Raw genomic sequence first — 11,094 nt, forward strand, 5'->3', positions numbered from 1 at the left:
GGCTCACGCCCCCCGCTCGCCGAAACCGTTCTCGTCTACGACCTCGGCGGCGGCACGTTCGACGTGACGCTCGTGAAACTCGGCAAGAAGCGCTTCCAGGTGCTCGGCATTGAGGGCGACGTGCGGCTCGGCGGCCGGGACTGGGACGACCGGATCGCGGCCCACGCCGCCGAGCGGTTCGCAAAGGAGTTCGGCACCGACCCGCGGACCGACCCGCAGTCGGACGCGGCGCTCCAGGCGAGCGCCGAGCGCGCGAAGCGGTCGCTCTCGAAGGTCGAGCAGGTGAGCGTGACCGTGTCGCACGACGGCCGCCGGCTCACCGTGCCCGTGTCGCGTGCCGAGTTCGAAACGATGACCCGCGACCTGCTCGTGCGAACGCGGCTCACGGCGCAGCACCTGCTCGCCTCGACTGGGCTGACGTGGCAGCAGGTGGACAAGGTGCTGATGGTCGGCGGCAGCACGCACATGCCGGCGACCCGCACGATGCTCGCGGATCTGACCGGCCGCGAACCCGACCACTCGCTCGCGGTGAGCGAGGTCGTGGCCCGCGGCGCGGCGGTCCACGCCGGCATCCGCTCCGCGGCCGACCCGGGTGCCACCGAGCCCCCGCCGGGCGACCTCGGCGACATCGTCGAGATCAGCGTGAACGCGCACTCGCTCGGGGTGCAGGTGCGGCAGGGCGACGAGCAACTCAATCACAAGCTCGTGCCGAAGAACACGCAGCTCCCCGCGGCCGCCGAGCAGGTGTACTACACGGCCGCCGACGACCAGACCCGCGTCCGCGTCCGCATCCTCCAGGGCGAGGCGCACCAGGCCGAGGCGTGCATCCCCGTCGGCGAGTGCTGGATCGAGGGGCTCCCGCCCGACCTGCCGAAGGGGTCGCCCGTGCGTGTGCGGTGCGGGGTCGGGGCGAACGGTCGCATCGAGGTGACCGCAACCGACCTGACGAGCGGCCGGGCCGCGACCGCCGCGATCCTCCGCCCCGGCGGGCTGACCGACCCGGAACTCGCCCGCGAGGCCGCGTGGGTGCGGAACCTGCGGGTGCAGTGAAGCACACTGCCCGCGTGTTTTGGCGAGCGGGGGACGTGAGTCCCCCCGGTGCAACTCGTAGCTGCTACTCAGTTCAACCGGGGGACTCACGTCCCCCGCTCGCCAGGGCCCAAGACCCTCGGCACCCAAGAAATCCCCCCGCGGGCGCTTTCCGCCGGAACCCTGGCGGGCGAAGATACGTCGAACCGGTGCCGTGCGCGCTGTCCCCTCCCGGAGAAGTCCCCGATGCGTTCCGTTGCAACCGCCGCCCTGTTTCTCGCGCTGCCGCTCGCGGCGGCCGCCCAGGACAAGGGCACCGAGACGAAGATCGGCGGCCTGAAGGCCACCGCCCCGGCCGACTGGAAGAAGGAGAAGCCGGCGAACCTGCTGCGGTCGTACCAGTTCCGGCTCCCCGAGGTGAAGGACCTGCCCGGGGCCGAGGTCGCCGTGTTCCCCGAGAGCCACCCGAACCCGGACAAGAGCTTCCCCAAGTGGAAGAACCAGTTCGTGCCGCCCGAGGGCAAGACGATCGACGACATCGCCAAGGTGAGCAAGTGGGACGTGAAGGGGGCGACCGTCACCGTCCTCGACGTGACCGGCACCTGGAAGTACAAGGAGCGGCCGCAGGACCCCGCGTCGAAGGAGATGCTCCTCGACAACTACCGCGTCGTGTGGGTGATCGTCGGCGAGAACGACGAGGCCACGCACGTCCGCCTGAGCGGCCCGGCCGGCTCCGTCGAGGCCCAGTTCAAGGCCTTCGAGGGGTGGGTGAAAGCGTTGAAGTAGTCGCAGGTCGGGAAGTCGTCAGGTCATCAAGTCGAGACCGCCGGAACCTCTTTGCTTGACTTGACGACCTGACGACTTGCAACTTGACGACTCAGGTAGTGCCGAACTGCCGGTCGCCCGCGTCCCCGAGCCCGGGGACGATGTACCCCACCTCGTTCAGGTGCGAGTCAACCGCCGCCAGGTACAGCGGCACGTCCGGGTGCGCCTCTTGCAGCGCCCGGACCCCTTCGGGGGCCGCCAGGATCCCGATGAACTTCATCTTCGGCGTGCCCGACGCCTTCAAAATGTCGAGCGCCGCGATCGCGCTGCCGCCCGTCGCGAGCATCGGGTCGAGCACGATGCCGAGGTCCATGTTCGGCTTCGCCGGGAGCTTGTTGTAGTACGTCACCGGCTTGAGGGTGGCGTGGTCCCGGTACAGGCCCAGGTGCCACACCGCGGCGTCGGGCAGCGCCTCCAGCATCGCGTCGGCCATGCCCAGCCCGGCCCGCAGCACCGGCACCAGACCGATCCGCTCGGCGACCTCGTGGCACGTCGTCGTCGTCAGCGGGGTCGTGACGAGCACCGGCCTCAGCGCCACGTCCCGCGTCGCCTCGAAGAATAGCTCCCGCGAGATCGCCGCGACGAGCGCCCGGAACTCGGGCGGCTTCGTGCCGGTCGCCCGCAGCTTCGCGAGCTTGTCCTGAATCAGCGGGTGGGTCGAAACGTGGACCGGCGCGGGCATCGGGCACCCCTGCGGATGGCGGAACGGGCGGGACCGGAGAGGAAGCGGCGGGGGTAGTTTATGAATGCCGCTCGCGAATCCGCGCGATCGCCCACGCCGCGGCGTCGCGCACCACGTCCTCCGGGTCGCTTAACGCCTTCTCCAGTGCCGGGAGCGCGCGAGAGTCGCCGGTGTTGCCGAGTACGAGCGCGGCGTTGCGGAGCAGCCCCGGCCGGCGGTTTCGCCACAGCGACGTCGCCTTGAACCGCGCCCGGAACGCGGCCGCGTCGAGCCCGAGCAGTTCCACCGGGTTGAGCCACTCCAGGTCGGTGCGGTGCGGGAACCCGACCGGCCCCGGCGCCGGCTTGCGGTTCCACGGGCACACGTCCTGGCACACGTCGCACCCGTACAGCCAGTCCCCCACCTTCGGCCGCAACTCGTCGGGCACCGGCGAGCGGAGTTCGATGGTCAGGTAGCTGATGCACTTCGTTGCATCGAGGACGTGCGGCTCGGGGAACGCGGCCGTGGGGCAGGCGTCGAGGCACGCGGTGCAGGTGCCGCAGTGCGACCCGGCGAACGGCGGGTCGGGCGTCAGTTCCAGGTCGGTGAGGACCGAAGCGAGGAAGAAGAAGCTGCCGCGCCGCGGGTTGATGAGCATGGTGTTCTTGCCGACCCACCCGAGCCCGGCCCGGCGCGCGAAGTCGCGCTCGAGCAGGGGGGCGGTGTCGGCGACGGCCCGGGTGCGGCACCCCGGCACCTCGGCCTCGAGCCACGCGGCCAGTTCGTTTATGCGGTCCCAGATGTACCGGTGGTAGTCCGGACCCTGGGCGTAGGCGGCGATGCGGCCGGGGAAGTGCGGAGTGCGGAGCGGGGAGTGCGGAATTTCAGAAGCCGCATCACTGCTACCCACTCCGCACTCCGCACTCCCCGCTCCGCGTTGCCCGTACTCCATCCCCAGCATGACCACGCTGCGGACGCCGTCGAGGATCGACCGGGGGTGCGCCCGCTGGTCGGCCTGCTCGTGGAGGTAGGTCATCTCGCCCGCGTACCCGCGGTCGAGCCACCCGCGGAACCGCGCGAACCCGTCGGCCTCGGTCGCCGGGGCGACGCCCGAAAGCGAAAAGCCGAGGCGCGTGGCCTCGGCTTTGAGTCGCGCTTCGAGCGCACCGGGTTGGTCGGGGTTCCGCATTCCGAGTTCCGCACTCCGCAACCGCGCGGGGTCAGTCCATCCGCACCTTGGCGCCGAAGTCCTTTTTCTCAGCGCTGATGAAGTACGTCGAGCACGCGGCGTCGATGAGGTCGGGGCTGAAGTTGACCCGCTCCATGTTGTACTTCGCGATGCTCATCATCTGGTCGATCAGGTCGCGGGGCTGGCACATCCGCAGGGGCCGCTTCACCGGCGTGTACCACTTGTTGATTAGGTAGTCGATGCCCCGGTCGTCGTACTCGACCCGCCGCGACTTGCACACCAGCTCCCAGATCCGGCGGTACTGCGCCTCGTTCGGGTCGCGGATCTCGATCTTGAACTTGATGCGGCGGAGGAACGCCTCGTCGGCCAGTTGGTGCGGGTCCAGGTTGGTGCTGAAGATGAGCAACTGGTCGAACGGCACCTCGACCTTGGTGCCGCTGGTCAGGTTCAGGTAGTCGTACTTCTTCTCCAGCGGGACGATCCACCGGTTGAGCAGGTCCATGGCGCGGACCTGCTGGCGGCCGAAGTCGTCGATCATGAAGATCCCGCCGTTGGCCTTCATTTGGAGCGGGGCCTCGTAGTACTTCCCGACCGGGTTGTACTTGAGGTCGAGCATCGGCATCGTCAGCTCGCCGCCGACGATGATGGTGGGCCGCTTGACGCGGATGTACCGCATGTCGAAGTTCACGCCCTTCTTCAAAATCGTCTCGGTCACGTCGCGGGCGTCGTCGTCGATGATGGCGGCGTGCTGGATCGGGTCGTACACCTTGATGATCGCGCCGTTGGCCTCGACCGCGTGGGGCACGTAGATGGCGTCGCCCATGAGCCGGGTGATCCGCTCGGCGACGCTGGTCTTCCCGTTGCCCGGGTACCCGAAGAAGAAGATCGACTGGGCCGAGTTGATGGCCGGGCCGATCTCGTTGAACACGTCCTCGGTCATGATCAGGTCTTCGAAAGCCTTGGCGATGCTCCGGCGGGTGACGATGAGCTTCTTGACGGTCTGCGCGAGGACCGACTCGACGTAGTCGGAGAACGGGACCGGGAGCGGGCCGATGTACGTGGTCTTCTCCAGGCAGTCCCGCAGGGCGTCCTCGCCCTTGGGGGGCTTGATGGCGTACACGAACCCGGCGTCGCCGCTGTTGCCCTTCTGGGCCACGATGTCAATGAGGCTCTGCTTCCGCATCATCTGGAACACCGGGTTGAGCACCGGGAACGGCACGGCCATTGAGTTGGCCAGTTCGCTCCCGGTGATCTGCCCGCGGGCGTAGATGGTGCGCATCGCGACTTCGTAGATGAACGGCAGCTCCAGGCCCAGGTCCTCCCACTTGGAGGGCATCCGCGGGGCGTAGGTGCTGCCGGTCGCGGGCATCGACTCCTCGTCGGTCGGCGGCGCGTCGCCCAGGAGGGTGACCTCCTCGGTGAGGGTGCCGGTCCGCTCGGCGTCGGCCAGGAGCGCCTCGAAGTGGAGCTTGTGCAGCGACAGGTGGGCGACGGCCTCGGTGTCCCCCTTGCTCTCGGCCTCCGCGAGGCAGTCGAGGACCGCCGGGGCGATGGCGTACTTGACCCCGTCGAGGTACATGTGGTGCAGGTACTCGCCCGGCCGGACGTAGCAGTCCGGCGTGTGGTGCGGCATCTGGAGCATCTGCTGGTAGAACTCGTTCGCGATGATGAACCGCATCTGGCGGGGCTCCTGCGTCCGGGTCGTGCCGCTCCGGGAGTGCGACCCCGGGCGGGCGGCCGGCGGCGGCCCCGTCGTTCCGCCCCGGGGGTGAGGTCGTTTGACGACTCTAGCCTACACCGAAGTGCCGCCGGGCGAAAGGGCTCGGTCCGCGACCGCCGGATTTTGGCCGGGCCGGGGGCCGCCGCCGCGGGCCGGGCGGGCCGCGCCGGAACCGCCGCCCCGGCCGGTGCAACCGCACTTTTTCTACACGGGATGTTGACGACGCGGGGACGAGGGGTTAAGTGTAATGAGTTAAAGGCTCTTCCCGCACCCCGGGCCCGACGGTGGAGCGTCGCGCTGGGGGCGGGAGCCGGTTACTCGGGCCGGCCACACCCCGACCCTGTGCACAGAAGGAGACACGGCAATCCCTCCATTCGATCGCAACGCCGCCCCGCGCGGCCCGGCTGGACCCCGGATGAACGAGCAGATCCGCATCAGCCCCATCCGCCTCATCGGAGCCGAAGGCGAGCAGCACGGCATCGTCCCGACCTCGCAGGCGCTGGAGATGGCGCGGGAGTCCGGGCTGGACCTCGTCGAGGTGGCCGACAAGGAGCGGCCCCCGGTGTGCAAGATCATGGACTACGGCAAGTTCAAGTACGCCCAGTCCAAGAAGTCGCACCAGAAGACGCACCAACAGAAGCTCAAAGAAATCCGCGTCCGCCCGAAGACCGGCGACCACGACATCGACACCAAGGTCGCCCAGGCCCGGAAGTTCCTCGACCACAGCGACAAGGTGCAGGTGAACGTCCTGTTCCGCGGCCGCGAGATGCAGCACATCGAGGAGGGGCAGCGGGTGATGAACCAGCTCCTCGAGGCCCTGCAGGAACACTGCAAGATCGAGTCGCCGGCCCGGATGGAAGGCAAGCGCATGGTCGCGCTGCTGGCCCCGAAGCCCGGCGGGGCCGCCAAGCCCGCCGCGAAGCCGAAGGCCGACAAGCCCGAGGCCAAGCCCGGCGACAAGCCCGAGGCCAAGCCGGCCGACAGGGCCGACAAGCCGGCCGCCTCGGCCAACGGCGCGCCGCCGGCCCCCGCGGCCCCGGTCGCGAAGGCCGAACCGGCCCCGCCCGCCGCGGTCGCACCCGCCCCGGCGGCCGCCCCCGTCGCTGCGCCTGCGGCCGCCCCGGCCCCGGCGAAGGCCCCCGCGCCCAAGGCCCCGGCCGCCAAGCCCAACGGTTGACCGGTCCGGCGGCGCGGGTTCCCGCGCCGCCGCCCTTTCCGCCCGACTCGATCTCTCCTACAATCAGCGATTACCGAACGGACCGCCGCGCGAACCCGAGAACGTCCTCGGGTCCCGCGCGTTCCGCTCCCACCCGCGACCCGTCGCGGCGACCCCGGCGGCCCGGCCGAACGTTTCGGCCGCTCGCACGCCACACATGTGTCGGGGGGACACAAGCCGGAGGCACGGAATTCAAAAGGTTAAAGGTAGAAAGTAAAGAGAAGCCCCGCCAAACGCACCGGTTCTTCATTTTCCTTTCGACCTTTCCCTTTTTCATTTCCCGCCGCCGCTCCCCCGCACGGAGGACATCCCCAATGGCCAGTAAGAACAAGACGAACAAGAGCGTCAAGAAGCGGATCAAGGTGACCGGCACCGGCAAGCTGAAGTACGCCAAGGTGGGCCGGCGGCACTTGAACGCGCACATGACCACCAAGCGCAAGCGACAGCTCCGCACCGCGGGCGTCATCGGCGACCGCCCGAACGTGCAGAAGAAGTACAAGATCGCGCTCGGCGTCCTCTGACCCGGCGGGCGGGCCACGCCCCGCCGGCTCTTGTTCGACACACACAACTCAACACCATTGGGAATTGAATCATGGTTCGCGCGGGTAGTCCGAAGGTTCAGGCGGCGCGGCGGAAGCGGACGCGGAAGCTCACCAAGGGGTTCCGCCTCAGCCGGCACAACCTGTTCCGGCAGGCGATCGTCACGCTGATCCGGTCGCGGGTGTACGCGTTCCGCGACCGCAAGGCGAAGAAGCGGCAGTTCCGCCGCATCTGGATCGTCCGCATCAACGCGGCGTGCCGGATGCGCGGCCTGCGGTACAGCGAGTTCATCCACGGGCTCCAACTGTCGCTCGTCGCGCTCGACCGCAAGGCGCTGTCCGAGATCGCGATCCACGACCCGGCGACGTTCGACCAGATCGTCGAGATCGCCAAGACCGCGCTCGCCAGCGCCGCGCCGGCCGCCCCGGCGGTCGCCGCTAAGTAAGCGAAGGCGCTGATTGGCCGCAAAAAAGCACAGAAGTCACAATAAAGAAGCGAGTCGAGACCCGACGCACGGGTCTCGATCATCGGCTGTCTTCTTTGTGACTTCTGTGCTTTGTTGCGGCCAATCCTTCTTCTCGTCTTCACGAACGACACCCGGACCGTGGCGAAGTACACTGTGAGGCCAGACGGTTTCACACTCCTTCCCACGGGTGCCGGATGCGTTCGGACCATTCTGAACTCTTGTCCCGGGTCGAGTCCTTCGACATCGACGGCGGCCGCGTCGGCCTGCCGTTCGCGGCCCGGCTCGCGCGAGAGAACGGCTGGTCGCGCGCCCGCGCCGACCGCGTGATCGCCGAGTACAAGCGGTTCGTGTTCCTCTCGGTGACCTCCGACGCGCCCGTGTGCCCGTCCGAGGACGTGGACGCGGCGTGGCACCTGCACCTGACGTACACGCGGAGCTACTGGCAGCGGTTCTGCGGCGATGCGCTGGGCCGGCCCCTGCACCACGAGCCGACCAAGGGCGGCCCCGCCGAGCACGAGAAGCACCTCGCGATGTACGCCCGCACCCTGCAACGGTACCGCGAGGCGTTCGGGTGCGACGCGCCTTCTGACGTGTGGAGCGGCCCGGAGGCCCGGTTCGGCGATGACCTGAACCACCGGTCGGTGAACACGAGCAAGAATTGGGTGGTCGCGAAGGCCCCGGTGCGGGGGGCGGCGAAACTGGCGGCACTGTTCGCGGCCGTCGCGGTGCTCGTCCCCGGGTGTGAGGGCGGGCCGAACCCGTTCGCGCTCGTCGGGGCGAAGTTCCTCGGGTTCCTCATCCCGATGATGATCGGGGCGGTGGCCCTCGGGCGGGTCATCATCTCGAACCACCGCGGCCCCGAACCCGTCGCCGACGAGGTGCCGGACCTCGACTGGGAGCAGGTCGCGTTCCTCGCCGGCGGCCCGGCGCGGCTCACGACCGCGGCCGCTTCGCGGCTGGTCGCCGACGGCTCCGCGGCCGTCCGGGGCGAGCGGCTCGTGCCCCTGGGCGCGCCGCGGGACGGCGCGACGGAGGTCGAGCGGGCGGTGTTCGCGGGCCTGCCGGTCGAGAAGACGACCGCGGCGCTGGCGCCGGTCGCGAAGGCGGTCCACGCGGCCTACGACGCGCCGGCCCGGCAACTGGAGGCCGACGGCTACCTGCTCTCGCGGGGCGCGAAGGCGCGGGCGTGGCTCCTGGGCGTGACGCCGCTCCTCGCGGTGATGCTCGGCCTGGCGCTGCCGCGGTTCGCGATGGGGCTGACGCACGGGAAGTCGGTCGAGTACCTGATCGCCACCTCAATGATCGGGCTGATCGTGGGCCTCGCGGTCGTCAGCGCCGGGGTGCCGCGGTTGACCCGCCGCGGCGAACACGCCCTGGCGGCGCTGAAGGAGCGGAACCAAACGCTCCAGACCGGCTCCGCGTGGAACGGGTCGCACGACGCGGCGCTGGCGGTCGCCCTGTTCGGCACGGCGGCGCTGGCCGGCTCGAGCATCGCGTTCATGCAGGACTGGTACCCGCGGCAGACGGCCGCGGCGAGCGGCGGGTGCGGCACGTCGGGGTGCGGCACCGGCGGGTGCGGGGACGGTGGCGGGGGCTGCGGCGGCGGGGGGTGCGGGGGCTGCGGCGGCGACTGACCCGGATCAATCGGCCGGTTCGGGCGGCGGTTCCTTGGGCGGGACCGCGGCCGTCACGTCGGTGCCCAGGAACGCGGACGCCTCGGCGAGCGTGCGGAACACCGCGACCTCCTGCGTGCGTCCCGGTTCCTGCCCGCGGTACACCTCGTACATGCGGCCCAGGCCGTACTGCACCTGCTGACGGGCCACGATCACCAACCGGCCCTTGGGCACGGTGGCGGCCATCACCGCCGACCGGGCCGCCAGGGTCCGCAGCGCCGCCGGGGTGGGGTTCTCGATGACCTCGGCGTGCCCGGTGTCGATGACCTCGTCGAACCCCGCGACCTCGGGGCGGACCCACACCTCGCGGGCGTAGTCGAACATCTCCGCCACCGTGGTGGTGCCCACCAGCCACCCGATGACGAGACGGCGGTCGGGGTCGATGTGGTACTTGATCGGCACGGTACCTGTCCTCCCCCGGTCGCCGCGCCTCCGGGCGGTGTCCGGGGTTCCGGCGGAGAGTCACTTCTCCTGAAGTGAGGGCTTACCAGCGACGTCCCGGACGTGATCGCTCACCGGGTCGGGGGACGCAACGGGACCCGCGGCCCTCTCCGTGTACTTATCCCGTTTTCGGGCAGCGAAGTCCACAGCCAAAGCCGCCCGCCGCCGGGCCTTCTGAACGCGAACCCGGCGCGGTCGTATCCTGTCACCATCACGAAGCGAATTCTGCCGACGGAGCCGGAGAGATGGCCGACAACGCTGCCGACGACCTGAAGACCCTCGAAGCCCAGGGGCTCGCCGAACTGCACGGGTGCGCCGACGAGGCCGCGCTGCGGGGCTGGAACACCAGGTTCTTTGGCGACAAGGGGCTGGTGAAGGCGGCGCTGGGCAAGCTCAGCACGATCCCGAAGGACCAGCGCGGCCCTTACGGCAAGGAGGTGAACCGCGTCAAGGAAGACCTCACGGGGGCCTACGACGCCGCGCTCGCCGAGGCGAAGGACAAGGCGCTGCAAGCGAGCCTGACGGCGAACCCGCTCGACGTGACGCTCCCCGGGCGGTCGCGGCCGCGGGGCCGGCTGCACCCGGCGACGCAGATCCTGCGGCAGATCTACGCCATCTTCGCGGACCTCGGGTTCCAGGTGTACCGCACCCGCGAGGTCGAGACGGACGAGCTGAACTTCGAGTGCCTGAACATGCCGGCGCACCACCCGGCCCGCGACATGTGGGACACGTTCTTCACGACGACCCCCGGCGTGGTGCTGCGGACGCACACCTCACCCGGGCAGATCCACGTCATGCGCGAGGCGGCCGGCAAGCCGATCCGCGTGATCCTGCCGGGGATGTGCTACCGGAACGAGGCGATCAGCACGCGGAGCGAGATCCAGTTCTATCAGGTGGAGGGGCTCGTCATCGGCGAGGGGGTGACGATGGCCGACCTGAAGGGGACGATCACCGCGTTCGCCCGGCGGATGTTCGGCCCGGAGCGGCAGGTGCGGATCCGCAGCAGCTACTTCCCGTTCACCGAGCCGAGCATCGAGGTGGACATCGACTGGCCGGCGGACGACCCCAACCGCGACCGCCTCACCAAGGGCACGGGCTGGCTGGAGATCTTGGGGGCGGGGATGGTCCACCCGAACGTGCTGCGGGCCGGCGGCTACGACCCGGACAAGGTCACCGGCTTCGCCTTCGGCATGGGCCCGCAGCGGATGCTGATGCTCAAGCACGCGATCGACGACATCCGCCTGTTCTGGCAGAACGACCTCCGCTTCCTGCGGCAGTTCTAGGCTCTGTCTGGTGAACCGCAAGTCGTTGTGGCAGCCTCTAATCGGTTATGA

General features: G+C 69.6%; 11 protein-coding genes. 7 read left to right on the forward strand and 4 right to left on the reverse strand.

Annotated features, from left to right (window positions below; genetic code table 11):
- On the forward strand, positions 1-1,050 hold a 1,050-nt coding region (locus ACTIGN_RS12820), incomplete at its 5' end, for an Hsp70 family protein (protein ID WP_439624368.1).
- 225 nt (positions 1,051-1,275) lie between these two features.
- On the forward strand, positions 1,276-1,815 hold the full coding sequence (locus ACTIGN_RS12825) for a hypothetical protein (protein ID WP_439624370.1): 540 nt from the start codon (positions 1,276-1,278) through the stop codon (positions 1,813-1,815).
- A 91-nt stretch (positions 1,816-1,906) separates the two neighbouring features.
- Here ACTIGN_RS12825 and upp read toward each other — a convergent pair whose 3' ends face one another.
- From upp to ACTIGN_RS12840, 3 genes are read right to left on the reverse strand one after another with little or no spacing between them, the layout of a single operon-like run.
- Positions 1,907-2,536: a uracil phosphoribosyltransferase gene (gene upp, locus ACTIGN_RS12830; RefSeq protein WP_439624372.1), complete on the reverse strand. Its 630-nt coding sequence runs from the start codon at positions 2,534-2,536 to the stop codon at positions 1,907-1,909.
- Positions 2,537-2,594: 58 nt separating this feature from the next.
- Positions 2,595-3,704: a tRNA epoxyqueuosine(34) reductase QueG gene (gene queG / locus ACTIGN_RS12835; RefSeq protein WP_439624374.1), complete on the reverse strand. Its 1,110-nt coding sequence runs from the start codon at positions 3,702-3,704 to the stop codon at positions 2,595-2,597.
- Positions 3,705-3,735: 31 nt separating this feature from the next.
- The gene (locus tag ACTIGN_RS12840; protein ID WP_439624375.1) at positions 3,736-5,382 is read right to left on the reverse strand and encodes an ATP-binding protein; all 1,647 of its coding nucleotides are present in this window, start codon (positions 5,380-5,382) and stop codon (positions 3,736-3,738) included.
- A 457-nt stretch (positions 5,383-5,839) separates the two neighbouring features.
- On the opposite strand from ACTIGN_RS12840, the gene infC reads away from it, so the two are divergent.
- From infC to ACTIGN_RS12860, 4 genes are all read left to right on the forward strand, one after another.
- On the forward strand, positions 5,840-6,601 hold the full coding sequence (gene infC, locus ACTIGN_RS12845) for a translation initiation factor IF-3 (RefSeq protein ID WP_439624377.1): 762 nt from the start codon (positions 5,840-5,842) through the stop codon (positions 6,599-6,601).
- A gap of 353 nt (positions 6,602-6,954) precedes the next feature.
- On the forward strand, positions 6,955-7,161 hold the full coding sequence (gene rpmI / locus ACTIGN_RS12850) for a 50S ribosomal protein L35 (RefSeq protein ID WP_439624379.1): 207 nt from the start codon (positions 6,955-6,957) through the stop codon (positions 7,159-7,161).
- 71 nt (positions 7,162-7,232) lie between these two features.
- Positions 7,233-7,625, forward strand: a complete 393-nt coding sequence (rplT, locus tag ACTIGN_RS12855; RefSeq protein ID WP_439624381.1) for a 50S ribosomal protein L20 — start codon at positions 7,233-7,235, stop codon at positions 7,623-7,625.
- 215 nt (positions 7,626-7,840) lie between these two features.
- Positions 7,841-9,280, forward strand: coding sequence for a TIGR04222 domain-containing membrane protein (locus tag ACTIGN_RS12860; protein WP_439624383.1), 1,440 nt, complete (start codon positions 7,841-7,843; stop codon positions 9,278-9,280).
- Positions 9,281-9,286: 6 nt separating this feature from the next.
- Here ACTIGN_RS12860 and ACTIGN_RS12865 read toward each other — a convergent pair whose 3' ends face one another.
- Positions 9,287-9,721: a hypothetical protein gene (locus ACTIGN_RS12865; RefSeq protein WP_439624385.1), complete on the reverse strand. Its 435-nt coding sequence runs from the start codon at positions 9,719-9,721 to the stop codon at positions 9,287-9,289.
- A gap of 284 nt (positions 9,722-10,005) precedes the next feature.
- Between ACTIGN_RS12865 and pheS the strand changes: the two genes are divergently transcribed.
- Positions 10,006-11,043 carry a phenylalanine--tRNA ligase subunit alpha gene (gene pheS, locus ACTIGN_RS12870; RefSeq protein WP_439624387.1) on the forward strand — a complete coding sequence of 346 codons (1,038 nt, stop codon included), beginning with the start codon at positions 10,006-10,008 and terminating at the stop codon, positions 11,041-11,043.
- Positions 11,044-11,094 lie beyond the last annotated feature (51 nt).

The organism is Gemmata sp. (genome assembly GCF_051859125.1).
In the GTDB taxonomy this organism is placed as follows: Bacteria; Planctomycetota; Planctomycetia; order Gemmatales; family Gemmataceae; genus Gemmata.